Origin of the sequence: Corynebacterium sp. LaCa54, assembly GCF_046717495.1 — a bacterium.
In the GTDB taxonomy this organism is placed as follows: Bacteria; Actinomycetota; Actinomycetes; order Mycobacteriales; family Mycobacteriaceae; genus Corynebacterium; species Corynebacterium kefirresidentii.
Window position 1 is genome coordinate 110,224 of sequence record NZ_CP177115.1, and the last position, 26,248, is coordinate 136,471.

At 58.1% G+C, this 26,248-nt stretch carries 21 protein-coding genes; 13 read left to right on the forward strand and 8 right to left on the reverse strand.

All coding sequences use genetic code 11. From position 1 onward, the window contains the following. Positions 1-439 precede the first annotated feature (439 nt). From ACLI1M_RS00555 to ACLI1M_RS00585, 7 genes are all read left to right on the forward strand, one after another. The gene (locus tag ACLI1M_RS00555) at positions 440-1,588 is read left to right on the forward strand and encodes an MFS transporter (RefSeq protein ID WP_248099326.1); all 1,149 of its coding nucleotides are present in this window, start codon (positions 440-442) and stop codon (positions 1,586-1,588) included. Between the two features lie 234 nt (positions 1,589-1,822). Next, positions 1,823-3,226, forward strand: coding sequence for an AMP nucleosidase (gene amn, locus ACLI1M_RS00560; RefSeq protein WP_040425539.1), 1,404 nt, complete (start codon positions 1,823-1,825; stop codon positions 3,224-3,226). A gap of 73 nt (positions 3,227-3,299) precedes the next feature. After that, a complete protein-coding gene (locus ACLI1M_RS00565) occupies positions 3,300-3,812 on the forward strand; it encodes a phosphoribosyltransferase (RefSeq protein WP_005326355.1) in 513 nt (170 codons plus the stop codon). Positions 3,813-3,833: 21 nt separating this feature from the next. Beyond that, positions 3,834-5,315 (forward strand): SulP family inorganic anion transporter, encoded by a 1,482-nt coding sequence (locus ACLI1M_RS00570; protein WP_248099324.1) that lies wholly within the window; start codon positions 3,834-3,836, stop codon positions 5,313-5,315. Positions 5,316-5,600: 285 nt separating this feature from the next. After that, a complete protein-coding gene (locus ACLI1M_RS00575) occupies positions 5,601-6,101 on the forward strand; it encodes a ferritin (RefSeq protein ID WP_023020290.1) in 501 nt (166 codons plus the stop codon). Positions 6,102-6,183: 82 nt separating this feature from the next. Further along, the gene (locus ACLI1M_RS00580; protein WP_248099322.1) at positions 6,184-6,537 is read left to right on the forward strand and encodes a hypothetical protein; all 354 of its coding nucleotides are present in this window, start codon (positions 6,184-6,186) and stop codon (positions 6,535-6,537) included. A gap of 13 nt (positions 6,538-6,550) precedes the next feature. Then, positions 6,551-7,147 carry an HAD-IA family hydrolase gene (locus ACLI1M_RS00585; RefSeq protein ID WP_248099320.1) on the forward strand — a complete coding sequence of 199 codons (597 nt, stop codon included), beginning with the start codon at positions 6,551-6,553 and terminating at the stop codon, positions 7,145-7,147. Here ACLI1M_RS00585 and ACLI1M_RS00590 read toward each other — a convergent pair. Further along, positions 7,130-8,263, reverse strand: a complete 1,134-nt coding sequence (locus ACLI1M_RS00590; RefSeq protein WP_411706609.1) for an ROK family transcriptional regulator — start codon at positions 8,261-8,263, stop codon at positions 7,130-7,132. The two genes, ACLI1M_RS00585 and ACLI1M_RS00590, sit on opposite strands and share 18 nt — an antisense overlap. Positions 8,264-8,371: 108 nt before the next feature. Here ACLI1M_RS00590 and ACLI1M_RS00595 point away from each other — a divergent pair, with 108 nt between their 5' ends. After that, positions 8,372-8,941, forward strand: a complete 570-nt coding sequence (locus tag ACLI1M_RS00595) for a TIGR00730 family Rossman fold protein (protein WP_248099318.1) — start codon at positions 8,372-8,374, stop codon at positions 8,939-8,941. A gap of 69 nt (positions 8,942-9,010) precedes the next feature. Then, positions 9,011-10,681: a DUF885 domain-containing protein gene (locus ACLI1M_RS00600; RefSeq protein WP_248099317.1), complete on the forward strand. Its 1,671-nt coding sequence runs from the start codon at positions 9,011-9,013 to the stop codon at positions 10,679-10,681. Here ACLI1M_RS00600 and ACLI1M_RS00605 read toward each other — a convergent pair. After that, entirely contained in the window at positions 10,678-11,769 is a 1,092-nt protein-coding gene (locus ACLI1M_RS00605) for an AbrB family transcriptional regulator (protein WP_248099316.1), read from the reverse strand. The two genes, ACLI1M_RS00600 and ACLI1M_RS00605, sit on opposite strands and share 4 nt — an antisense overlap. Before the next feature lie 113 nt (positions 11,770-11,882). On the opposite strand from ACLI1M_RS00605, the gene ACLI1M_RS00610 reads away from it, so the two are divergent. Next, a complete protein-coding gene (locus ACLI1M_RS00610; RefSeq protein WP_200288417.1) occupies positions 11,883-12,653 on the forward strand; it encodes a TSUP family transporter in 771 nt (256 codons plus the stop codon). On the opposite strand, the gene ACLI1M_RS00615 is transcribed toward ACLI1M_RS00610, so the two are convergent. The 3 genes from ACLI1M_RS00615 to ACLI1M_RS00625 form a co-directional block, all read right to left on the reverse strand. Continuing rightward, on the reverse strand, positions 12,654-14,921 hold the full coding sequence (locus ACLI1M_RS00615; protein WP_248099315.1) for an ATP-dependent RNA helicase: 2,268 nt from the start codon (positions 14,919-14,921) through the stop codon (positions 12,654-12,656). Then, a complete protein-coding gene (locus ACLI1M_RS00620; RefSeq protein ID WP_248099314.1) occupies positions 14,922-15,587 on the reverse strand; it encodes a sugar O-acetyltransferase in 666 nt (221 codons plus the stop codon). A gap of 281 nt (positions 15,588-15,868) precedes the next feature. Then, positions 15,869-16,315, reverse strand: a complete 447-nt coding sequence (locus tag ACLI1M_RS00625; RefSeq protein WP_248099312.1) for a hypothetical protein — start codon at positions 16,313-16,315, stop codon at positions 15,869-15,871. Positions 16,316-16,408: 93 nt separating this feature from the next. On the opposite strand from ACLI1M_RS00625, the gene ACLI1M_RS00630 reads away from it, so the two are divergent. Further along, positions 16,409-17,098, forward strand: a complete 690-nt coding sequence (locus ACLI1M_RS00630; RefSeq protein WP_248099311.1) for an alpha-ketoglutarate-dependent dioxygenase AlkB family protein — start codon at positions 16,409-16,411, stop codon at positions 17,096-17,098. 38 nt (positions 17,099-17,136) lie between these two features. Continuing rightward, positions 17,137-17,676: an NADPH-dependent FMN reductase gene (locus tag ACLI1M_RS00635; protein ID WP_411706610.1), complete on the forward strand. Its 540-nt coding sequence runs from the start codon at positions 17,137-17,139 to the stop codon at positions 17,674-17,676. A 998-nt stretch (positions 17,677-18,674) separates the two neighbouring features. On the opposite strand, the gene ACLI1M_RS00640 is transcribed toward ACLI1M_RS00635, so the two are convergent. The 3 genes from ACLI1M_RS00640 to betT form a co-directional block, all read right to left on the reverse strand. Continuing rightward, positions 18,675-20,027 (reverse strand): hypothetical protein, encoded by a 1,353-nt coding sequence (locus tag ACLI1M_RS00640; protein WP_248099309.1) that lies wholly within the window; start codon positions 20,025-20,027, stop codon positions 18,675-18,677. A 169-nt stretch (positions 20,028-20,196) separates the two neighbouring features. Then, entirely contained in the window at positions 20,197-21,774 is a 1,578-nt protein-coding gene (locus ACLI1M_RS00645) for an aldehyde dehydrogenase family protein (protein WP_248099308.1), read from the reverse strand. Between the two features lie 45 nt (positions 21,775-21,819). Beyond that, on the reverse strand, positions 21,820-24,069 hold the full coding sequence (gene betT / locus ACLI1M_RS00650) for a choline BCCT transporter BetT (RefSeq protein WP_248099307.1): 2,250 nt from the start codon (positions 24,067-24,069) through the stop codon (positions 21,820-21,822). A 333-nt stretch (positions 24,070-24,402) separates the two neighbouring features. On the opposite strand from betT, the gene betA reads away from it, so the two are divergent. Further along, positions 24,403-26,178: a choline dehydrogenase gene (betA, locus tag ACLI1M_RS00655; protein ID WP_248099306.1), complete on the forward strand. Its 1,776-nt coding sequence runs from the start codon at positions 24,403-24,405 to the stop codon at positions 26,176-26,178. Positions 26,179-26,248: the final 70 nt, after the last annotated feature.

Below are 26,248 nucleotides of genomic sequence, written 5' to 3' on the forward strand. Positions count from 1 at the left end.
TCAAGACTCCGGTGTTCATTTATCGCTGTCTGGGTGGGGCTTTATCTGCGCACCTACATTCGTGCAAGAAATCTTGCACGAATCTCTCGGGTAGCTTACTGTGGTCAATCGTTCAGGAATTCTTGCACGATTGGAGTTGTGATGAGCCCACGAAAGTATGAGCATCCGGCCACCGAGGACCTTGAATTCGTCCGTGTTCTGGCTGCGGTAAGTGATCCCATCCGGTTAGAGATGGTTAGGCGCCTGGCAGACGGTCAGGAGCACGATAGTTTGACGCTCGCTGATGACCTGCCTCGATCTACCCTGACCTACCACACTCGGCAGCTGCGTGAAGCCGGTGTGACGTGGACAAGAAGCCAGGGACGAACTTGTGTTATCTCTTTGCGCAGAGGCGATCTAGACGAACGGTTCCCTGGTTTGCTCGATATGGTGATTTCGAATGCTTAAACAGCTGTGGCCGTTAGTTTTGGGCAGTGTAGCGCTCGGATTGGACGCATATGTTATCGCTGGGCTGCTATCACAGATTGCAAACGACTTGGGTACAAGTGGCAGTGTGATCGGCTTGGGCGTTACCGCCTTCACCGGCGCGTACGCAATATCTGGTCCGCTGTTCTCGGGTAGGGCAGGCAAAGATCCGCGGAGTGGTCTGCTTGGAGCTGTTGCTGTGTTTTCTTTGGCGAATGTCGTGACTGCAGTCTCGCCTACAGTGAGCGTTTTTCTCGTGTCGCGCTTAATCGCAGGTGCGGCAGCGGGAATTTACTCGCCGTTGTCCTCAGCCGTAGCGGGGATGTCTGTCCCAGCAAAGTATCGCGGGCGCGCACTGTCAATGGTGCTGGCTGGCTTAGCGGTGGGAACTGTCGTGGGCGTACCGGTGGGATTGGGGGTAGCTAAACAGCTAGGCTGGAGGGCTACCATCGGTTTGGTCTCGGCCATTGGAATAGTGGCGTTAGCGGGTCTAGCGTTGCGCAAAGCGAGTGTGGTACCAGCTGTGCCCTCCTCCTCGTTGGGGCAGCGACTCCGAGTCATCGGCCGAGTGGATAATTTCCTGACGACCTTAGTTACTTTCTTTGTGGGAGTGGGTTCGCTGGGGTTGTACACCTATATTCCTGTAGTGCTTGATCGTGTGCAGGTAGACACCATTGCTGGCATGTGGGTCTGGGGTATCGGCGGGGCAGTGGGTGCTTTTGGGATTGGGAGGGTGCTTGACAAGGTTAATAGTTCACGCAAACTAACGGTCATTATCATTGCATTACTCGTGACTGATTTCGCTCTACTGCTGCTCTTCCCTTCGAGCCACGTGGTGGCAGTGGTGTGTCTTTTTGCTTGGGGGCTTTTGGGGTGGTCGTCTATGGCGCCGCAGCAGCATTCGATGCTCAGTGCAAACCCTGACGAAGGGGCGACTGCTGTTGCTGCTAATGCATCTGCGAACTACCTTGGCTCGGCAGTCGGCTCCGCAGTGGGTGGATTACTGTTGCCCTCCTCCACGGGAATCCTGTTAGGAGCATTAGGTGCAGTCCTAGTAGGAATCGTCTGCAGTATTGGGGCCAGTGCCTCTTCTCGCTCTCATACTGGGGACAATGTGAATTAGGAATACTTCGGATTGATGGGACTGATACCCGAATTGACATAGTCGAGCTCTTCGTCGTGTTCCCTTTGAGACCTTTGCTTGGACAATCTTAGCAGCTAAAAGGACTGATCCTAGGCCTTTGATTTTCTCGCAGTAAATCATGTCAGTAGTGGTATCACTGAAGCCACCGCGGAAAAGAATAATGAAATGCGCGGACCGCTGCCGCGCTGCGAAGTCCCCGCTACACTCGCGCTTATGACCGATCTGCAGCATGTCCACTCCGTTGATGAGGCGGTAAACCGCCTGATCGAGATTTACGAGAATTCCTGCGAGCTTGCGCGCAAGACTTTGGAATCAGGAAACCTTGATGACTATCGCTATGTGGTTTATCCCAAGGTCACGGTGGATATCCGCAAATGGCAGCCGATCGATCGTTCCGAGCCCTTCGGCTACGTTAACGAGGCCGGCAAGTACTCGGCGGTAATCTCCAAGCCGCACATTATTAGGGACTACCTGCACGAGCAGCTGACTCGCCTGGCGGGGAATTATCCGTGCGATATCTTTGTTGGCCAATCCGACCAGCGCATTCCACCGGAGTACATCAAGGACACAAGAAAGGCCCCGCAGGAACGCGGACCCATTCCGCGTCCGACGCTGGATGAGGTCAATGATGCAATCATTGATGGCGAATGGGATGCCTTCCACGGTGCGGAAAAGCCGCTTTTTCATTTTGGCGCCCAGCGCTTTGATATCGCGTGTGCACGCATTGAGCACTACACCGGCATCGAGGTCGATACGGTGCAAAAATACATTTTGTTTACTAACTACGCGATGCACACCACCGAGTTTGTGAAATTCGGTTTGCGCGAGTTGACCAGGGAAGACTCGCGTTATACCGCCTTGGTGCTGCCCAATGGAGAGACCATCCACCCCAACGATGCGGTGGACCTCGATGTGGATGGTCTAACTTTGACCTCTCGGTACCAAATGCCGCGCTTTGATCTGATTACTGCCGGTGGTGATGGCATCACGATGATCAATATCGGCGTAGGCCCCTCGAATGCCAAAACCATTACGGATTGCTTGGCGGTGCTGCGGCCGGAGGCCTGGATCATGATCGGCCACTGCGCTGGCATGGATGGGCGCATGCGCATCGGGGATTTGATTTTGGGCAATGCCTATCAACGCAATGACCACATCTTGGACCAAAAGGTCGCGGCGACCTCCCCCATCCCGGCGATTCCGGAGGTACAGCGCATGCTCGAATCTGCGGTGAAGGCGGTGTACGGCGATGATAATTCGCTCATGCGAACCGGTACGGTGCTCTCCACCGATGATCGCAATTGGGAGTGGCGCACTAACCGGGATTTGTGGGAGTGGCTGCGTACCTCCACCGCGGTGGCTGTCGATATGGAATCGTGCACGCTCGCGGCCAATGGTTACCGCTACCGCGTTCCTTATGGAACTCTGCTTTCGGTCTCTGACCTGCCATTGCATGCGGTGCCGAAGCTGCCGGCCCAGGCGCAGGCCTTCTACTCCAACTCGAAGGAAGCTCACGTGATGTGCGCGGTGCGTGCGATGGAGCATCTAGCCGAAAATCCGGAGCGCCTGCGCACTCGCAAGCTGCGCCGGACTTTGGGCGAGGTTCCATTCCGGTAGGTGCCTTTTCTTTGGCAGGCAATGCTCGTTAAACTACAAAGAAATCCCATGACGCAAAAGGAGCCACACAATCGTGACTGAAAATTGGATCCACCCGGACCGGGAAAACCTCACCTGGGAGGTCTTCGGCGAGGCGAGCCGTAACCTGTCGGAACAGATTGTGGAATCTGGTTGGTTCCCTGACCTTATCGTGGGTGTTGCCCGCGGCGGCCTCATCCCAGCCGGTGCTATCGGTTATGCCATCGGTGTCAAGGCCATGGGTGCTATCAACGTGGAGTTCTACACCGATATCGGACAGACCCTGGAAGAGCCGATCATCTTGTCCCCGCAGCTGGACACGGATTCGCTCAAGGGCAAGAAGGTACTGGTCGTAGATGACGTCGCGGACTCCGGCAAGACCCTGGATCTGGTGGTAAATCTGCTTAAGGAAACCGCAGACGAGGTGCGCTCGGCCGTCATTTACACCAAGCCGAAGACCATTTTTGAACCGGACTTTTCGTGGAAGAAGACCGATCAGTGGATCAACTTCGCCTGGTCCGTGCTGCCCGTTATCACTGCAGATGGCTCCTTTAAGGAAGGCTCCTAAAGTCCACTAGGATGTGCAGGCGTGATTAAAGAACAGCCTGCCCCAACCGGCGTCATCGCCAGTTTCCGTTATGCATGTTCCTCGCCCGCGCGCCTGCGCAAAGAGGTATTCGGCGGACTCGCGGTGGCGCTTGCTTTGATCCCGGAGGTCTTAAGCTTTTCCATCCTTGCGGGCTTGGACCCGCGGGTGGGATTGTTTTCCTCCGTCGTGATGGCAATGTCCATTGCCTTTACCGGTGGCCGGCCGGCGATGATTTCCGCGGCGGCCGGCGCGGTGGCACTCGTTGTCTCACCGCTCGCGCATGAACATGGGCATGACTACGTGGTCGCCGCGGTACTCTTGGCGGGAATCATGCAGGTGGTGCTGGCCGCGGTGGGCGTCGCCAAGCTCATGCGCTTTATCCCGCGCTCGGTGATGACGGGGTTTGTGAATGCGTTGGGAATCATGATGTTTACTACGCAGCTGCCGCACCTTATCGATGTGCCATGGATGGTTTATGTGCTGGTGGCCATTGGCCTAGCCATCATGCTGGGCCTACCGCGGCTGACCACGGTGATTCCCGCCCCGCTCGTTACCATTGTGGTGGTCAGCATCATTGCGGTCGCGGCCGGCTGGAAGGTCCCCGATGTGGCGGACCAAGGCGAGTTGCCTACCTCGCTGCCGGGGCTTTTCGTGCCGGATATTCCGTGGAACCTGGATACCTTGCAGCTGATAGCGCCCTATGCCTTCGGTATGGCACTGGTGGGGCTGATGGAATCGCTGCTAACGGCCAAGCTGGTGGATGATATTACGGATACCCACTCCGATAAAACGCGCGAGTCCTTTGGTCAGGGCGTGGGCAATATCCTCGCCGCAGCCATTGGCGGTATGGGCGTGTGTGCCATGATTGGCCAGACCATGATCGGTGTGAAGGCATCCCAGGCGCGCACGCGCTTGTCGACGTTCCTCGCGGGCACCTTCCTCCTCATCCTTTGCCTTCTTCTGGGCGAGACCGTCGGCCGCATTCCGATGGCCGCCCTGGTGGCGGTGATGATCATCGTGGCCGCAACTACGGTGGATTGGCATTCGGTTCACCCGCGCACGCTTAAGCTCATGCCGCTATCAGAAACGCTGGTGATGCTGGTGACGGTCGTAGGCACGCTGGCCACACACAACTTGGCGGTCGGCGTGGTGCTCGGTGTGGTGACAGCATCCATTGGCTTTGCCCGCCGCGTGGCGCACCTGGTGGAGGTAAAACAAGTAAGCGATGCCGAGTATGCGGTGCGCGGCCAACTCTTTTTCGCCTCCTCCAATGACTTGGTCTACGCCTTCGACTACACGCTGGACACCCAGCGCGTGGTGGTAGATATGACGGGGGCCGAGGTATGGGATGCCTCTACGGTGGCGACGCTGGATGCGGTGCAGAAGAAATATGCCGATCGGGGCATCGAAGTAGAGTTTCGCGGCCTGGAGGGAGCTAGTGCGCAGCGCCTTAATCGCCTTAGCGGCCGCCTAGGTGACTAACATCACATTTATGAACTGGGGTGCGGGGGCTTAAGTAGTAGGCGCCGAACAGACCTTGAGTTCACGTTGGCGTAAATGCAGAGGATCTGCGATGACCTCGCGTTCTTAGGGGAACTTTGCCTGCGTGTGGCGGCAAGCTTTGTCTTGGCTAACTTAGGTTATCCAATCTAAAAAAGCATAATGACGTGCAAGTTTACTTAAGTAGGCCTTGCTGGATTGCGGGAGAATCTTCGGTAGTGTGGTGCTTAGCACTTATTGATTTCCCTGCACAGAAAGGTTTTTACAATGGACGAGAAACTGCAAACCCTCCTGAATAACCAGGTCATTAGCGAGTACGGCGCTTCCATGGTCTATACCCAGCTGGCCTTCGAGATGGACAACCTCTCCTTCCCGGGTATGCGCGATTGGTTTATGGGCCAAGCCGCTGAAGAGCGCGTGCATGCCGAGAAGATTGCGGATCATTTGCTTTCCCGCGGTTATCGCGTAGAGCTCAATGACATTCCGGTTGGTTCGGTGAAGGCCGCTAACCCGCAGGATGCTTTCCAGGCTTCCCTGGAGCACGAGCAGAAGGTCTCCGAGGAAATCCGCACCATCGCTCGCGCGGCGCTGGACGCACAGGATCTGGAATCTCGCCAGCTCGTTGACTGGTTCCTGAGCGAGCAGGTGGAAGAAGAAGCTACCGTTTCTGAGATTCTGGATCAGATCAAGCTGGTAGGAAATGACGGCTCTGGCCTGCTACGCATCGATGAGCGCTTGGCTGGTCGCACCGAAGGCGGCGCTGCCTAAGCGCGCCTGGGTGAATAACAAACCCATCAAGATTTAGAGCAATCCTCCCACGGCACTGCAGTGCCGTGGGAGGATTGTTTCTATGTCAACACAACGCAAGGCTTTCTGTGCCATGACGCTTTTGATTCTGGCGCTTTTTCTCATCGTGGGAGCGGCGATTATGTCCACCCACGTGGCCTTGGGGGTATTCCTGACCACTGCGGCGCTCATGCTCGGTCCATTCGCCGGGCTCGCGTTGCTGGTGTACGGTGCCGCGGGCAAGCGCGGCTTGGTCACGCGCTCGCTGTATAGCCTTGGTGGCATGTTGCTCATTGGTGCGATCGGCGGCATTTTCGCCTTGTCTATGGAACAGGTCTCCGCGATGCTGCCCGTTTTTGTGGCCGGCGCCGGTGTGGGAATCGCAGCCGTGCTGACCCAGGCGCCGAAACGCGCATAAACTGGCTCTCGTTATGCCCAAACTCCTTTTTGATATGTATGGCGTGCTCATGCGCCCGGCTACCCCAGAAAGTCATGCAGCCTTGGAGCGCCTCCTCGCACCATCCGATGCGGAGGCGATGTGGGAGGCTTACGGGTTTTATCGCCCAGACTATGATGCCGGCATCTTTAGCGATAGCCACTTTTGGAATGAGGTAGCGGCCCGCGCAGGGTTGGGGGAGGTACCCGTAGCGGAGGCGGTAGCGTGTGAAAACCGCGGTTTGCTGGAGGCCGACCAGGAGATGGTCGCTTTGGTCAAGGGACTTATCGGAGAAGGCTATAGTGTAGGCATTTTGTCCAATATTCCCACCACGCTGGCGGGGCAGGTGCGCGAGAAGCATACCTGGCTAGAGGACTGCGCGGCGGTGACCTTCAGCTGCGATATTGGGCTGGCAAAGCCGCACCCGGAGGCTTATCGCGTAGCCGTGGATGCGTTGTCCGCGCAGCCGAAAGATACCTATTTTTTTGATGACCGCATCGACTACGTTGAGGGCGCTAGCTACTGTGGTCTCAATGCCCACCTCTTTCGCGGTATCGACTCGGTACGTGAGGTGCTAAGCACACTGGAGTGAGCGGCCTAGCTCCAGCGGTTGGCGCAGGAGCTGGTCGGTGGCCACGGTGCGGGCTACCGCGCGGACAATCTCCTTATGGCTGGGGATCATGCGCAGCTGCAACTCATCGCCTGCGGAGGCGCGGACGGTGGCGGCGAATTGCTTGGGGGCCTTCGGGTCGTCGGTAAACGCGCCGCCGGCGATGACCACGGTGGCCGGGGAGTGGGCTTTGACCAGTTCCGCGGTGATGGTGCCCAATTGGCGGGCGCGCTCGTCCAGAATGGTGCGGACGGTGGGATTGGATTCGGCGATTTGGGCGGCCTCGGTAAGCGAGGCAGCCTTCACTCCCTCCTGCCGTATTGCCTCGAGGATGTGCCGGGTGGCCAGCAGGCGATCGGAGGCGCCGTGGCCAAGGAGTTCAGAGTGCGTTTGCGGTACGGGAATAATGGGACTGACCTCGTCTTCGACGGAGAGTGCCGAGCCGATGGAATCATCTGCAAAGAGCACCAGAACTCGCTCGCTGGTGCCAATCTCGGCCGCTTGGGTTTCGGAACCCAAAATAGCTGGGATCGCGGAGGAGACTACTACGGGTACGCCGAACTGGAAGCGCAGGCGTTCGGCGATGTCCACGCCGTGCCAATTGAGGTTTTCAGCGGTGACCAAGCCGTTGTCATCCACGGTGCCGGAGGTGGTCACGCCGAGGGAGACCAAGCGGTGGTTCAGGTTGGTCATCATGCGATTGATGCCGGCCATGATGTGCTCGAGGAAGTCATCCTCGCTGAGGTTTGCTACCGGCGTGGCCAACTCTTCTTCGCTTAAGGTGCGGCCCTTGATGTCATAGAGGCCGATGTAGGTCTGCTTAGTGCCCACGGAGATGCCGCCGAGCGCCCAGTCATTATCGGCCGCCTCAAGCGGCACAGTTGGCCGGCCGCGCCCACGGGACTGGGTGAGGTCGGTGCGTTCCTGGATAAGGCCCGCGTTGAGTAGGGAAGTAGTGGCGCGCGTGATGGTGGGCTGGGAAAGCCCGGTGGCTTCCACCAACTCGCTCCGGGTGATGATCGGGTTCAGGCGCACCAAATGGAGGCACTTTGCGGCCGGCGTGCGGGGCCGCGTGAACACTGGGCCAGATTTGATCATAAAAAGGAGTATAAGCATCCCAGACTGCTTTGTCTAACCTGATAAATTTTTCATGTACCGAATGGTCTAAAGGTGGTGGTGGGGGCGCAGATATCTATGCTGGAGAGCATGCAGTCAGTAGCGGTTTATTGTGGTTCAGCAACAGGAAACTCCCCGGCCTATACTCAGGCGGCACAGGAATTGGGCACCGAACTGGCCCGACGCGGCCTGAACCTGGTGTATGGCGGCGGCAATATCGGCTTGATGCGCGAGGTGGCGCAAGCCTGCTTAGCCGCCGGCGGCACCGTCACCGGCGTGATGCCGCAGTCACTGGTGGATCTAGAGATTTCCCACCCCGGCCTGACCACCCTAGAGGTCGTGGGCTCCATGGCCGAGCGCAAGACCCGCATGGAGCAGCTTGCCGATGCCTATATTTGCCTCCCCGGCGGCGTTGGCACCCTTGAAGAACTTACTGAGGTACTCACCTTGCAGCAGCTGGGCCACATCCGCGGCCCAGTAGGCCTAGTTAATACCGCGGACTTTTGGTGCCCCTTCTACGCCATGTACGCCGCCATGGCCGAATCTGGCTTTATCTTGCCGCGCTTTGTAGACGCGCTGGTAATGAAAGAGAAACCGCAGGACATCCTGGATGAATTCAGCCACTGGAACTATCCCGGCACAAAGTGGGACAACGATTAGCTAACAAGTTCGCAACTTCATCCTCCCCGGGTGGCCTATAGCCGATACTTAGGGATAGACTTCCTCGTTATGAGTTCTGAGCAGACCGCCAAGCGCCAGCCCTCTCTACTGGACGCTTCGTGCGATAACTTCGTTCACGACCTAGCCGAGCTTTCCCCCACCGATGCCACCGCGTGGGGCATTGACGGCTACGAGGGCGAATTGCAGGATTTCTCTCCCGAATACTTCACCGCCATCGCGGATCGCACCCGTGAGATGGTTGCGGACTTGGACGCCCTGGATGACACCACCGATGAATCCGATGATGAGGATGACTTTGATGAGGTGGACTACGTCACCGCGGCCGTTTTGCGTGATCGCCTGTGCCTCGATCTAGATCTGCACCACCACAGCGAGGATGTGCGCTGCCTAAATAATATCGCCTCACCGGTGCAGACCATTCGCGATACCCTGCTACTCATGCCGCAGGATACGGAGGAGGACCGCGATGCCATTCGCTCCCGCCTATCCAAGGTGAAGAACTCTTTGGCCGGCTACCGCAGCTCCCTGGAAGAGGCGGCCTCCCACGGCATGGTGGCACCACACCGCCAGATTTCAGAGGTCATTGTGCAGTGCGAGCGGCTTGCCGACGCCGACTCCATGCTCGAGTCCCTCGGCCTCGACGCCGACTCCGCCGAGGTACAGCAGGCCAAGGAGGCCTTTGGCGAGTTTTCCGATTGGCTCTCCAATGACCTGCAGCCTCAAGCCCCCACGAAGGATGCCGTGGGCCGCGAGCGCTACGAACGCTTTTCCAAGCTCTTTGTAGGCGATGCCGTCAACCTCGATGAGGCCTATGAATGGGGCCTTGATCAGGTGCGCACCCTGCGGGCGGAGCAGGAAAAGATAGCCCACGAGCTCTATGGTTCCGATTGCTCGGTACGCGCGGCGATGCGCAAGCTCAACCACGAGGAGCGCTATACCCTGCGCGGCACCGATGCCTTGGTGGAGTGGATGCAATCTACTGCCGATGGCGTCATTACAGAGCTTAACGGCAAAGAATTTGATATTCCGGAAGAAGTAGAAGAGATCGAGTGCTGCATCGATCCTGCCGGTACCGGCGGCATCTTCTATACCCCGCCGAGCGATGACTTCTCCCGCCCGGGCCGCATGTGGTGGTCCGTGCCAGAAGGCCAAGACACCTTCCACACCTGGCAAGAGCTGACCACCGTTCACCACGAGGGCGTGCCGGGCCACCACCTGCAGCTAGGCTCCGCACTGGTGCAGGAGGATCTCAACTTGTGGCGCCGCGCGGTGACGTGGAATTCTGGTCATGGCGAGGGCTGGGCTCTCTACGCCGAACAGCTTATGGCCGAGCTGGGTTACATGGACGATCCGGGCTTCCGTATGGGCATGTTGGATGCGCAGCGCCTGCGCGCCGCCCGCGTCGTCGTGGACATCGGATTGCACTTGGGCAAGCAGTTGCCGGATTGCTCGACGTCCGGCGTGTGGGACAAGGCGCACGTGAAGACCTTCATGCGTGAGAATACCGCCATGGATGATGCGAACCTCAATTTTGAGGTCAATCGCTACCTCGGCTGGCCGGGCCAGGCGCCGTCCTATGCTTTGGGCCAGCGCTTGTGGCAGGAGACCCGCGCCGCGGCCGAGAAGCAGGGGATGAGTGCGCGCGAGTTCCACTCCGAGGCCCTCGCCCTTGGTTCCGTGCCGATGTCCGTGCTGCGCGAGGCCGTTCTGGACAACTAGCGGCGCAGCAGTCGCTGGGCCAAGCGTAGCAGCTGTGGCAAGTAGCCCGCTACGACCAGTACCGCGATGAGGCGGGTGAGCTGGACTGCGATGACCGCTGGGCCGGCCCCGCCCTCCGCCGAGAGTGCGAGCACCGTCTCTAGCGCGCCGGGGCTGGTAGCCAGGTAGGCCTCGAAGTAAGTGATGTGCAGCCACTTGGTTAGCGGCCAGGCGGTGGCCGCGCAGATACCGATGATGACCACGATGAAAAGAACCGTGGCGGGCAATTGCTTGGCAAAGGCCTTGAGCGCCGGCAGCGAAAGCCCACCGCCGCAGACCCAACCAATGGACAAAAAGGCCATCACCTTAAAGGCATAGAGCGGTTCGAGCGTGTGGCCCTCCGGCAACACGAAAGAGGCTAGAACCGTCAGCAGCAATGGGCCGAGTACCGCGGCGGCGGGGAGATGGAGGAACTTGCCTACCTTTTCTCCTATGCAGGCAATGGCAATCACTAGGGCAACTATCCACCAGGTGGTTTCGCCGTCGACTGAAAGATCTGCCCCCTCTCCGGAGGGCGTGTCCAATAAGGCGACCACGGCCGGTAGCGATACCGAGACTACTAACAGGCGCAGGTATTGGGTGAGGGCGACGTAGCGGAAGTCGGCACCGAGTTCGTCGGCAAGCGCGGGCATCAGCGAAGCACCGCCCGGCAGCATGGATAAAATGCCGGTTTCGGAGGAGACATCGTCTGGCTGCGCGCGGTGTAAGAGGTGGCCACCGATAACGCCTACCATCAAAGTGACAAAGGACATCGTCAGGGCGGCAGGCAGGAAGCCAAGCAATTGGCTCACCGGCACAACGGTCAGCGGGATGGCAGCCATCATGCCGATAAAACCACGCGACAGGCTATAAAAACTCCGGTTTACGTGCAGATCTTTCCCGGTAAAAAGCGCCATGGCGCCGGAGGAGAGGATCGCTGCCAAGATCCAAGCAGCAGGTACGTGCCACATGCTAAACAGCCAGCCCAGCACGACGGAAGCAAGAACGACAAGGGCCCACCGTGCCACGGTATGGGCACTAAGCCCGGTGCCTTCCTGCTGTGCGGCCATGCGAGCCTCCTCGTTCTGCTGCGACAAAAGTATAATGCCTTCTTTTACTCCACTATGGGGAGGCCGGTAGGCGGGTTATCACCTTACATCATTCAAGATTTATGATCGGGGGCATGGAAATTGATGTGGTGCAGTGGGTAATTCTCTTCTTTGGTACCGCGGCCGCGGGGTGGGTCGATGCGGTCATCGGCGGTGGCGGATTGATCCTGATCCCGATGCTGCTGGCGGTCCTGCCGGGCCTTGCTCCGGCCGCCGCTTTGGGCACTAGCAAGCTTGCTGCGGTGACTGGCACCGGATCCGCTGCTGTGACCCTTGCGCGCAAGGTGAAGCTGGACAAGGCGGAGATGGCGCGGTTCATCCTCATCGCGCTGGTCTGTTCTGGGTTGGGGGCCAGCGTGGCCTCGAGCCTCGATAAAGACGTCATGCGCCCCATCATTATCGTGCTCATGGTGGCCGTGGGCATCTTTGTTGCCTTCAAACCAGATTTTGGCAGTAGCGATTCGGCCGGGACCCGTGGCGGTTGGCGGACCGTCGTGGTCCTGTTACTCTCCGGCATCATTTCCTTTTATGATGGCATCTTCGGCCCGGGTACCGGAATGTTTTTGATCATGGCCTTCACCTCTATTTTTGCGCAGAACTTTCTGACCTCTGCGGCCATGGCCAAGGTAGTCAATACCGCTACCAACTTCGGTGCGCTCATCGTATTTATTATTGGCGGGCACGTGTGGTGGACGCTCGGCATCGTGCTCGGCGTAGCCAATATCGCCGGCGCACTTCTCGGCGCTCGTACCGTGCTCGGCGGCGGTGCCAAATTCATCCGCTACGCGTTACTTACTCTGGTGGTGGTCATGAGCTGCTACCTGGGCTGGCAGCAATGGGGCTAACTACATTCGATTTTTGGTGCGCGCGGTAGCAATCGCATTCCACGGGTCCTCCGGCCACGGGTGCTTGGGGTAGCGCCCGCGCATATCGGCGCGCACGCCAGCATAAGGTCCGGACCAGAAGCTGGCGAGGTCATCGGTGACCGCGAGCGGGCGGCCGGCGGGGGAGAGCAGGTGGAATTGCACGCGGTGGCCGCAATATTCGGGGGATTCGGCCAGTCCAAAGCATTCCTGCAGCTTGATGTGGACTACGGGGCGATCGCCGGACCAATCGATTATGGCATCGCGGCCGGAGGGAACCGGGAGGCGCTCGGGGGCGAGCTCGTCGAGGTGGGTGGCTTCCGGCCAAGGCAGAAGGCGTTGCAGCGCGGGGTACATGTCGAGCTTGGCGGCGGGAGTTCCTTCCGCGATACGGTGGAGCTCGGGTCCGAGCCACTCGGCGGGATCCGCGGAATCGACATCGGGCCACGGCTCGCCAAAATGGGCGTGCAGGTGGCGCAGGCGGTCTTTTAAACTTTGGGCCTTCTCGCTAAAGGTAAAGAGACCTAGGCCTTCTTCACGGATGCCGGCGGCAAGGGCCTCCTCGGCCGCGGGGCCGGTGACCTTGACAGGGGTTTCAGAAAGCGTGATGGCGCCCGCGGCCTTGACTTTGACGCCGCGCACACGGCCATCGCGCAGGAAGGCGCGGGTTTCTTCGGTGACGCCGATGGCAGCCAAGGCTGCGGTTTCCTCGATGCGGGCGGCCGAGCGGATGATGGCATTGCCCGCGTTGGACAAGGACACCTCCGCGATGGCAAGCCACGGCGCTCCGGCCAAACCTGAGTTATCGAGCAGGCGGGCGCGAGTGCCGCTGGCTAGCAAGTAATCCTCGCCCATGCGCTTGGCCACCTGCTCGGGAAAGGCGGTGGCGACAACCTCGCCGGGATCAGCAGGGCCGAGATCGTCTACCAGTCGGGCGAGCCGCTTGACTTCTTTTTGGGGTGGGCGGTGACGGGTGAGATTGGGGGTTAAGGGGGCGTCGGCAAGCGAGGCGATAATGGGCGCGGCTTGGCTACCGTGGCGGAGCAAGGAGGCGCCGAGGCGCGGATCGGTGGGTAGGAGGGCGAGTTCCTGTGTGGCGCCAATGCGCTTGAGGGTTGCCTGCGCGGATGCCAGAGCTTGGGCCGGGGGCGGATCGAGCAGCGGGAAGTCTGGGCCCGCGCCCCAGCAGTCCAAAAACAGCGCCGCCTGGGTGAGGTCCGCGGAAAGTATCTCCGGGGTGGTGTGTGGGGAAAAGTGCTGGTAATCGTTCTGCGAATAGCAGCGAATTACGGTGCCGGGCGCCTCACGGCCGGCACGACCAGCGCGCTGATCAGCACTCGACTTTGAGGTAGAAACCGTCACCAGTCCGGACATGCCACGTTGGGCGTCGCGCCGGGGAACGCGGGAGAGCCCGGCATCGACCACTACGCGCACACCCGGCACGGTAAGCGAGGACTCCGCGATAGAGGTAGCCACGACGATGCGCTGTTCATCGGTATACAGCCCGGCGTCTTGCTCCGCGGTGGTTTGCTTGCCATGCAGCGGGAAAACATTGTGGTCTTCCAGCGCATCGCACACGAGGTTGACTTCGCGCACGCCGGGCACAAAGACCAGCGTTGATTCTTGCTGGCGGGCTGCTTGCTTGGCGACGTCCCCGTAAAACTCCCTCGTTCCCGCCGCCCTGCCCGGCATGGGGGCGTATTGGATGTCGAGCGGATGGGTGACCGCCTCGGTCACGTGGACGGGCGCATCCATAAGCTGGGAAAAACGTTGCGCATCCACGGTGGCAGACATGGCGATGACGCGAAAGTCCGCACGCAATTCGGCCAGCTCCAGGCACATGCCTAGCACGAGGTCTGTATCGAGCTGACGCTCGTGAACCTCATCGATGGCGACGGCGGCTACGCCCTCGAGTTCCGGATCCTTAAGCAGACGGCGCAGCAGCACGCCCGGCGTGACGAACTCGACGTCGCTGCCCCTGCGGGACTCGCCCCGGATGGCGAAACCGACCTTGTCCGGGCTACCGCTGAGGGTGCTTAAACGCTGCGCGGCCGCGCGCACGGCCACACGTCGCGGGGCGGTGACGATGACCTTGCCGCGCCCTGCCGCGTGATTGGCCAGCGCCGGTGGCACAAGTGTGGTCTTACCCGTGCCGGGCGGGGCCTGGATGACGACGTTTCCGGTGCTAGGTAGCGAATCGATGGTCTCGGCTACGGGAAGTCCCGCGCCGATGCGAGCGAGATCAAACATTTAGTTGGCGGCTCCAAAACTCTCGACGGGGCCGTTGAGATCCTGGCGCTCCCAGGCCTCCTCATTGTCTTCCAGCTTGCGCACCACGCGGCCGGGTGATCCCAGGACCAGCGAATTATCCGGGATATCGGTGGTAATAAGCGTGCCTGCGCCTATAACGCAGTTCTTTCCAATCGTGATGCCCGGCAGCACGGTGACATTAGCACCGAGCCACGTATTATCACCGATGGTGATGGGCTTGGCTATCTCCCAGCCGCCGGCGCGCATCTCATGATCGTTTACCGGATGCCCCACCGTAATCAGGGAGCAATTGGGACCCACCATGACACCATTGCCGAGCGTCACCTGGGCTTGGGCCAAAATGGTAGCGCCAAAGTTAATGAAGACGCGCTCGCCGCATACGAGATTGCAGCCATACTCCAGGTTGAGCGGCACGTGCAGGCCCGGCACCGCAGATTCTTCCGGCAGTATCTCGCGCAGGATGCCTTCGGCACGCTCTTGGTCCGTATTCTGTAGTTCATTGAGCTGCTTAACCAAGCGAAAAGTGCGCTGGTGCTCTTCCTTCGCCTCCGGCATGCTCGGCAAGAACCACTCCCCACCGGTCATCCGCTCCCATGAGCCGTAGCGTTCCAAGTCCTGCCGCTCCTGTGCATCCATGGGTGTCATTGTAGAGGGTGATACGCCCCTAGTTTTCTCTGACTGGTTGGGGCCCTTGGAGTATGCCCATCAAGCGTGATCAGGAGGCAAGGGAACCTTATCCGCCTGGTGATGGATCGCGGTGAGGTAGACAAGCATTGAATGCCAGTAACACGAAGACTATCGAAGAAGCATCCTAGCGAACCGACACCACCCCCGAGCCGGTCCCCAACACTGACACCGACCCCGATCTAGAAAGAACTGATACACCACTTCCATGGACTTGACCTTGTGGGTAACCTCGTAGTCTTTTAATCCCGTGTCCATATTCGTTTCGAGGTAAGTTCCAGATCCAGCACATCGCTCCATGTAGATGGAACGAAATGTTTGCTATCAGTTTTGAACCACATAATTCGACCCGGATCATCAAAATCTAGGTACTTGAGGATTGACTCTCCGGCAATGTCGTACGCCCATAGGTCGTGGACATTTTCATACTCGACCGAGTATTGGTGAAAAGTTCCCCTAGGCTGAAAGATGGCTTCAAAGCCTACAAAGGCCGTCCCACTAGGCGTTTCTACTTTCAGGATGATGTATAGAAATTTATCGATCCACGCCGCAACGCCATGAAACTTCGGCAAGGAAGCGGCAGGTTCCATTCTGAACCTATTTTCACTCAAGGCATCCTCAGTCAGGATTTCTGCCAAATAGAATGCAGCGTCTTTTAAATCGAAATGATCTTTTGGGCGTAATGGCATTGTCCTAAATCCAAAGTGGGAATAACTCTGCTGAACTAGCCCTTGAAACTGGGCTGGTTTAATTCTAGGTGGTTAGGGGTTTAGGGTGAGGTCATGCTTTTTGATTCGCTGCCGCGGCCGAGCGTGCGTGTGGCTCCGGGGGTGGGGCATGTGCCGGGATGGGTGGGCGTCGATAAGCAGAAGGCCTTGGTAGAAGAGATGCGTGGCATTGCGCGCGGGTATGCGGCGACACCGATGGCGATGGTGCGGCCGCGGTTGAAATCCGGCGGGCAAATGAGCGTTTTTCAGTTGCATCTGGGCAGGTATTGGCATTATCCCAGCTATCGGTATGTGGACAATATGGACGGCACGCGGGTTCCGCCGGTGCCGGAGAGCCTGCGGCGGATTGCTCCGGGGGCACTGCGCGCCGCGGCTGAGGTAGCACCTGAGCTAGAGCCGTGGGTGGAGAACTTCGTGCCGGAGATGGCGCTAGTTAATTACTATCCGCCGGGCTCGGCCATGGGCATGCATGTGGATGATTCGGAGGAGTCACCCGCCCCGGTGATTTCGCTCTCCATTGGGGATGAGGCGCTTTTCCGCATGGGTCATACCGAGTCGCGCACGCGGCCGTGGGATGATATCACGCTGTGCTCTGGGGATTTGGTGGTCTTTGGTGGGCCAAAGCGCTTTGCCTACCACGGGGTAGTGCGCGTTAATGACGGCACATTGCCGGAGGGGTGCGGATTGAGTGAAGGACGTATCAACATCACCATCAGACAAGTATCTGCGCGGGCGGTAAGCTAGGGATGTTACATAAAGCTTGAAGGAAAGAAGGTTCTCTTATGTCTCGTATCGGCATCATCATCGGTACCACCCGCGATAACTCGGCCGGCAAGGTAGTAGGTGAGTGGCTTTATGATCTTGCCCAGGGGTGCCAGGATGGGGTGGAGTACACCCTGCTGGACCTCAAGGAGTTTGATGTTCCGCTGCTGACCACTGACGTCATTCCTGCCACCGCCAATAAGCAGTATGCGGATGAAAAGGTGCAAGCTTGGTCTGATGCGGTGGATGCCTGCGATGGCTTCGTATTTGTTACCCCGGAGTACAACCGCTCCGTGCCGGGTCCGTTCAAGAATGCCTTCGACTGCTTGGCCGGGGAGTGGACCGGTAAGCCGGTTGCGTTCGCCGGTTACGGTCCAACGGGCGCAATCCGCGGTGTGGAAGCATGGCGCACCATCGTGGTCAACTTCTCCATGCCGCAGCTGCGCAATCAGCTCGACTTCGGCTTCTTTACTGACTGGACCGAAGGCGAATTCCGCCCTGTAGATGCCAAGGTGGAACGCACCAATTCCTTGTTGGCCGAGCTGGAAGACTCCTTGTAACTTCCTTGAATGCGTAATATTAGAAGGAATGGGCGAGGAAAAACTGGATTAGTAGCTGATTTTGCTTCCGGAATCACGTATACATTCGCTCGTTCCTTGACCCCAATAGGTTGCAGATTATTGGGGCGCGTAATCGATAAATTCGCCGGAGACACCGGTGGTGCATCTTTTGAAATGGGCGTAATAGTTTACGCTTTCGTTAAGGAGTTTTGCTCCCATTAAGAACGAGCGGGTTCCTAGGTTGCTAAAGGTGGTGGCGAAAAGGACTAGGAACCGCTAGGCGATACTGTGCTAGAAGCCGCGCATTGCGGATGGAAAATCATAATGGACCCGTTACCGAAATCCACTTCAGCTTGGTGGTTGGAACTCCTGCTGGTGTTGCGATTGTCTGCGACGAGCAGCGGCGCGGTTGCGCTTTACGATTGTCCTGTCGACCTTTGTTGTTAAGATTCCGTCGAGGCAATCCGCTTGGGGCGCCACCCAGCCGACTTCCGTTAATGTGAGCACGGTGAACATCTAATTGCCCATACAGAGTTAAGTCATTTTGGTTAATTCTCTAGTTCTCTGGCTGGGTATTCGTGGTTTCTGTCTGTTTTGTAAGAGCGAGTGCGTCCAAAGGAGAGAATTGCTAACTAAAGATATAAAACGCGCGGCAAATGATCGCAAACCTGTTATGGTCGCGGTTCTCTGCTCCGAGACTTGTTGCTGTAACAACACTTTAAACCTGGAATACACTAGGTCACAGCAACGTCTTGAGCGGGAGTAGCAGAGCGGAAATCGAGCGACAAAAGTTTACCAGCGGGATCTGCCGAGGCCTCTTGCTGAGAAACTTAGATATAGATAGAGCTGATTCGGCGAGTGTGACTTACTGTCACCGACTGCCGGAGCCTCTTATCGCGGCAAATATGCGAACCACCGTTAGGCTGGGAAATATTGACTAAAAATTGAAGTTCAGTGGGATTAGTACCTCATAGGGTTCCTTTGCTTGTCCTTAGGGGCTAGTGGTCCAGATCATTAACGACCTTAGATAAATCTGAGTATAAATAGTAGTTATCTGAGTCTTCCGCACCACGTTCACTTAGCCAATCGGCAATTGACCTCCAAGTGTCCCGTGACTCATCTATATCTTTTTGTTGGTCAAAAATACTGATAAGAATTGCTTCAGTGTCCGCTGCGAGACGCACCTGATTAAATTTATTATTTTTTATCGCTTGGAACAGTTGCTCTATATGCTTTCTATCTAGGTATTTTGCAAAGAGCTCCAAGGTGCGAAGATTCTTCTCAGCATCGCGAAAACTTCCCGAGTCTTCGACTAAAACTAAAGCTCTTTGAATTAAAGCCTCATGATCGGAAATCGAATCATGCGACATGGCTAGTTGATCTGCATCCAAGGTCTTGATTAATTGAGACCAACGATCCCTATATATCTGTTTGAGCGGTGGGTTGCCAACCAAGTAACCTTTTGAAAAGAGCTCGGAGTCATTAGTTGTGGTGATTACCGCTGATAGACGCTTTTCGGCAGTCTCGGGGAGGCTATCCCAAAATATCTGGTGGGAGCCGTATGCTCCGACCGCACGGATGAGAGTGGTGTCATCTAGACTCCCGCTCGTCTCCCAATTAGAAAGAACGTCATTAAGCGCTCTTTCGAAGTCTCTAGGTGCTGCCGTGCTAAGGCTGCAAGCTGACGATCGTGCACGTGAACCTACCTTCGGATCTTCTTCTGGGAGTTTCTCGGGCGGCATTAAGCTCCACTTGACCAAAATTTTGCAAAGGTTAAATTGGGTGGACTCTCTGGAACGCCGGTAGAAACGGTCCACAAAATAATCCTCATCGTCGGGCCAGCCGTCGCTTATGATTTCTTTCTCCATAAGATCGAGCTGAGCCTTACCTGCTATCGGTGGATGAGAGAAGGTTGCACGGTGTGCGGCGATAATATGGGACCGGACCAGTTCTCCACAGGGTTCAAATAAAGTCTCGTTGTCGATAAAACCAGGGTGAGCGCATAGGTCTCGATCTGTTTTGAGCCTCCGGAGTTCTTCGCTTTCTCGATGGGTCAGAAGATTAAACTTATTTTCGCATTCGTCGAGAAGTTTCCTTTCGAACTCTTGAGCTCGACCCACATTTTTATCCCTAATCGCGGTGTCTAGTTTGTTTAGGTGTTGGCGTGCATCGTTAGCACCAGAATCTGCTAGATATCGAAGTTTATGGATTAGATCTACAGCAACTGCGATCCACAGCGAAACTAACGAGGCCCGGTGGGCGCCTGCTTGGTAGCAACTAATAGCTTCGGACAGCAGCGCCCGTGTTTTGGGGTTCTCTATTTCTAACTCGAGTGAGCTGAGATCTTTCATGCGAGATCCTGAAAATCTAGGTTGGGATTAGTGCAGCTGCCGATCATAGTCGTTATTGGAAAGATTGCAGAGGTTTGCACAATAGTTGAGCGACTTTTTCGGAGTAAATCTTCAAAGCCCCCGCTGCTCACGAAGAGCGCGGGGGCTGAATGCTATGTGGCCGGTTTAGTTACTGCAGGCCGAACTGATCCCACGCGGCAGGGGAGAGGTTCTGGTACACGTGCTTGTGCTCCTGGTACTCGGCCAAGCCGGTGGGGCCAAGCTCGCGGCCATTGCCGGACTGCTTGAAGCCGCCCCACTCTGCCTGCGGCAGGTATGGGTGGAAGTCGTTGATCCAGATGGTGCCATGGCGCAGGGCGCGGGCGACGCGCTCGGCGCGGCCGGCGTCGGAAGTGTAGACGGCGCCAGCCAGGCCGTACTCGGTGTCGTTGGCGATCTCGATGGCCTCCTCCTCGGTGGTGAAGGTCTCGATAGTCACGGTCGGGCCGAAGGCCTCGTCGTAGACACAGTCCATCTCGGTAGTGGCGCCATCGATGATGGTCGGCAGGTAGTAGATGCCAGCGCCCAAGTCGGTATTGCCGGTGCCGTGCTGACCATTGGTGTCCTCGCTGGTAGCTGCGCGGCCGCCGGTGAGGATCTTGGCGCCCTGTTCGCGGGCCTTGTCCACGTAGGCAGCGACCTTCTCACGGTGCTCGGCGGAGATGAGCGGGCCGGTCTCGGCCTTGTCATCGGTCGGGCCGCCGATCTTGATCTTATTGGCGCGCTCCACGAGGGCGTCGACGAACTTATCGTGCAGGGACTCTTCCACGACGATGCGGGAGCCTGCGGAGCAGACCTGGCCGGAGTGGAAGAAGGCGCCGTTGAGGGCGTTGTCCACGGCAACATCGAAATCGGCATCGGCGAAGATGACGTTCGGGTTCTTGCCGCCGAGCTCAAGCGCGGTGCGCTTGACGGTCTCAGCCGCATTCTTGGCGATGATCTTGCCGGTGACCAGGCCACCGGTGAAAGAGACCATGTCCACGTCCGGGTGCTGGGAGAGCGGGTTACCGCAGTTAGCGCCAGCACCGGTAATGAGGTTGCCTACGCCGTCCGGCAGACCGCACTCCTTGAGGGCGGCCATGAGCAGCATCGCGGTGTGTGGGGTGAGCTCCGCCTGTTTGAGGACGAAGGTATTGCCGGCGGCCAGGGCCGGGCCGACCTTCCAGGAGACCTGCAGCAGCGGGTAGTTCCATGGGGTAATCAGGCCACAGACGCCGACGGGCTCGGCATCGATGCGGGATCGCAGGTTGGGATCCTGCGGGTCGACTACGCGGCCGGCCTGGTGCTGGGCCAGGGTGCCGAAGTACTCAAAGGCGTTGGCGATGTCATCCATATCGCCCAAGGACTCCTCGTAGCGCTTGCCGGTATCAGCGGACTCGGCTTGAGCGAAAAGTTCCTTGTGTTCACGGATGAAATCGGCCACGCGGATAACCAGCTTGCCACGCTCGGCGGACGGGGTATTGGCCCACTCGCCGTTATCGAAGGTTTCACGGGCAACCTTGATGGCGCGCTCGGTGTCCTCGTCGGATGCTTCGGAGACTAAACCGACGGTGGAACCATCGGCCGGGCAGATGATGGTGCGGGTTTCGCCGCTTTGGGCGGCTTCCCACTTACCGTTGATGAACAGGGACTTCGGGGCGCCATCGGTATGCACGCCCTTCAGCAGCTCGGTCTGGGTGGGGTCGAACAAAGTGTTCTGGGTGCTCAAGTGAAAAGCAACCTTTCTCTCATAGAGGTAGTTGTAGTGGCCAGCTTAGCTATCTTCGCGCCAGGTGCGCTCAGGCTCGGCGCCATCGGAGACATCGGAGTCGCCCGGCTGGGTCTGCTGCATGTAGAGGAAGGCCAAGTGGCGTTCATAAAGATCCAGCACATTGTTAATGATCTGATTCTCGGAATAGCCGTAGACGTCATAGCCCAGCGAACCAGTCATGTCATAGACCTCGAGGCGGTAGTACTCGTCGCCTTCGCCCGCGCTGAAATCGGGGCGCTCGGCCGCGACCGGGAAGAGCTGGTAGCGGAACATGCGCTCATTGTGCAGCTTTACCTCTAGGTCGAGCTGGGGCAATTCGACGTCGGGAAGCTCGCTGGTGAGCAAGATGGCGTCGTAGCCGCGGGTACGCATGTGGGTAGCAACCTGCTCCAAGGCGTAGGTGGCGGTATCGCGCAGGTAAGTATCCATCTCCTTCTTGGAAGGGAAGGTATTGGCGCGGTCGAGGCGGTTCTTCCACAGGTTGGAATCCGAAGGCTCGCGCTCGGTACGGGAGGAAATCACGCCATGCATAGCGGTGGTGCGGGCCTCGCGCTGCACGTTTTCAAGGCGTAGCGACTTCCACAGGGAGAACATGATGAGGTAGACCACGAAGGCAAAGGGCAGGCCCATCACGACGGTCGCGGACTGCACGGTGGCGATGCCATCGATCTGTAGCAGGGCAAGGGTCAGCGCACCTACGGTTACGGACCAGAAGATGCGCAGCCAGCGTGCGCCATCCTGGCGGTTATCGGTGATGCGAGAGGTGAAGTTGGACATCACCAGCGCGCCGGAGTCGGCCGAGGTGATATAGAGCAGTAGGCCAATAAAGGTGGTCAAGAAAATGACGATGCCAGAGCCTGGGAACTCGTGCAGCATGTCGTAGAAGCCTTGCTCTGGCACGTTAATCGCGTTCTCGGCGAATTCGGGGTAGTCACCGGAGCGGACCATGTCCAAGGCAGTGTTACCAAAGAAGGACATCCACATCAGGATGAATAGGAATGGGAAGGTCAGGGTGCCGAAGATGAACTGGCGCAGGGTGCGGCCGCGGGAGATGCGGGCCAGGAAGAGGCCGACGAAGGTCGCCCAGGCGATCCACCATGCCCAGAAGAAGAGGGTCCAGGACTGCATCCAGGTATCTACGTTGGCTTGGTCTTCGGCGAAGGCGAAGGTCTCCATGGTCCAAGATGGGAATTTTGCGACGTAGTCACCGATATTGGTCACGATGGCATCGAAGAGGTAGGCGGTCTTGCCAAAGACCACGACGTAGACCATCAGTGCGATGGCCAAATAGACGTTGAGCTCGGAGAGGAAGCGAATGCCCTTATCGACGCCGGATACAGCCGACAGCGTGGCAATGGCCACCGCAATAATGATGAGGGCGGACTGCAGTCCAAGGCCCTGCTCGATGCCGAAGATGAGGTGGAAGCCATAGGACAGCTGCACCACGCCGATGCCCAGGGAGGCGGTCACACCGAAGACGGTGCCCAACATGGCGGCGATGTCTACCGCGGAGCCGATAGGACCGTGCACGCGCTTGCCGATGAGCGGGTAGAGCGCGGAGCGGATAGCCAGCGGCATGTTCAGGCGGTAGGCAAAGTAGCCAAAGGCCATGCCCATAAGTGCATAAAGCGCCCAGCCGGTGAGGCCATAGTGGAACATGGCATAGACCACGGCTTCCTTGGCGGCCTCCATGGTCTCGCCGTCACCGACCGGTGGCTGCATATACATGGTGACCGGCTCGGCCACGGCGAAGAACATGAGGTCCACGCCGATGCCGGCGGCAAAGAGCATGGACGCCCAGGAGAAGGTATTGAATTTCGGCCGCGAGTGATCCGGGCCGAGGCGGATATTGCCGGCATTGGAAAAGGCAATATAGAGCACGAAGACCACGGCGATGGTGGCGGTGAGAACGTAGAACCAGCCAAGGTTGTGGCCGATCCAGCCGGTCACACTGGCGAGGGTTTCTGCCGCGGAATCGCGGCCGAGCCCGGCATAGAGCGCCATGGCAATAATGAGGACGCCAGAGATGATAAATACCGGCCAGTTTGTCTTGGGAGCAGGGACCTGATCCGCGCCTACGGCATCGCCGGTTTCGGCCTTGTAGCTGCCGACGAGGGCGCGGACTTGGTAGCGCGGGCTGCGCTTCTTGGGCTCTCCAGAGGGGGTTGCGAGAGAGGTGTTTTTACCCCCTTCTTGGGGGTCTTTATGTGAAGTGAGAGACTCCTCAGGATTGTGAGGATCAAAGTTAGCCATCTACTTCTCCTATTGCTGGTTGTTTTGGGCCGAATCTTTCGCACGAGTGCCCCAAAATGCTCACAAGATCGCAGGGAGAGATAGGTGAGTGAAATGAATCATATTCGGGCGAACTATGCGCAAAGACTGCGGATTTCATCTCCAGAGAAATCCATCCGGACAAGGTAAATATACATTAAGATGGGCAAACTTCTAGCGGGATGTGTACTCTGGAGGCAGTGCCCGCACATAAGGCGATGTGAATAATTACAGACTTTTGTATAAATTACAATATTTTCACTTCCGGTGGGGCAATCTTGACGTGTGAAATATTTCACAGAAAGAAGGGGATTTATGGGTTTTATGGACAAGCTGACCAAGAAGCGTTCCGCTAAAAAGGTCACCGATGAAGTAAGCGACGTAGTCGTCGTTGGCGGTGGCTCCGCAGGCTCCGTCATCGCCGCACGCCTGACCGAAGACAAGAACACCCGCGTGCTGGTCCTTGAGGCTGGCCGCCCAGATTCCTTGTGGGATCTGTTCATTCACATGCCATCCGGCTTCTCTTTCCCAATCGGCGCAAAGAACTATGACTGGATGTATGAGTCCGATCCAGAGCCAGAGATGAACGGCCGCCGTGTCTACCATGCTCGCGGCAAGGTCCTTGGCGGATCTTCCTCCATCAACGGCATGATCTACCAGCGCGGTAACCCGATGGACTACGAGAAGTGGGGCCAGAACCCGGGCATGGAGAACTGGGACTTCGCCCACTGCCTGCCGTACTTCAACCGCATGGAAACCGCCGCTGCGGCTGAGCCAAACGATCCGCGCCGTGGCCACGATGGCCCGCTGTACCTCTCCCGCGGTCCGGCTACCTCCGAGCTCTTCCAGGCCCTGTTCAAGTCTGTGCAGGAAGCCGGCTACAACCTGACCAATGACGTCAATGGTTACCGCCAGGAAGGCTTCGCTCCGTTCGATCGCAATATTAAGAACGGCAAGCGTTGGTCCGCTGCCCGCGCCTACCTGTACCCCAACATGGATCGCGAGAACCTCGAGATCCGCACCCGCGCTTTCACCACCAAGATCCTCTTCGAGGGCCAGAAGGCCGTCGGCGTCGAGTATGAGTGGCAGGGCGGCGTTCACCGCGTCTATGCCGAGAAGATCGTGCTGTCCGCCGGTGCCATTAACACCCCGCAGCTGCTGGAGATCTCCGGCATTGGTGACCGTGAGATTCTGGAGAAGCACGGCATCGACGTCGTCAAGCACCTGCCGGGTGTGGGCGAGAACCTGCAGGACCACCTCGAGGTCTACATCCAGTATGAGACCACCAAGTCCACCGCGTCCTCCCAGCCTTACCTGGATAAGTGGCGTTGGCCGTTCATGGGTCTGCAGTGGCTGCTGACCCACAAGGGCCCGGTTGCTACCTCCCACTTCGAGGGAGGCGGCTTCGTGCGCTCCAATGAGAATGAGGACTACCCGAACCTCATGTTCCACTTCCTGCCGATGGCTGTGCGTTATGACGGCCAGAAGGCGGACGTCAAGCACGGCTTCCAGTGGCACGTTGGCCCGATGTTCTCCGATACCAAGGGCCACGTTCACATCAAGAGCGCCGATATCCACGACAAGCCGTCCATCCTCTTCAACTACCTGAAGACCGACCAGGACCGCCGCGAGTGGGTTGAGGCCGTACGCGTTGCCCGCTCCCTGCTGGATACCAAGGCCATGGAAGAAGTAGGCGCCCGCGAGTTCAGCCCGGGCCCGGATGTCCAGACCGACGAGGAAATCCTGGAGTGGGTTCGCAACGACGGCGAGACCGCGCTGCACCCATCCTGCACCGCCAAGATGGGCGCGGAGTCCGATCCTATGGCCGTGGTTAACCCGGACACCATGGGTGTATGGGGCGTCGAAGGCCTCTACATTGCGGATGCCTCCGTCTTCCCATCCGTGACCAACGGCAATATCTACGCCCCAACCATGATGGTGGGCGAGAAGGCTGCCGACCTCATCGCCGGCCGCACCCCGCTGGAGCCAAACTACGCCGAGTGGTACAAGGCTAAGCACGATATGCCGCTCTACGCTGAGGGCGAAGCAGTCCGCGATCACAAGCACTCCATCCAGGGCGCTGACCACTAAGCAGCCTGCCGCCGGATTGCTCTAGCGCCGCGTTTCCCATTCTTGGGGCGCGGTGCTTTTGCTTGTCGAC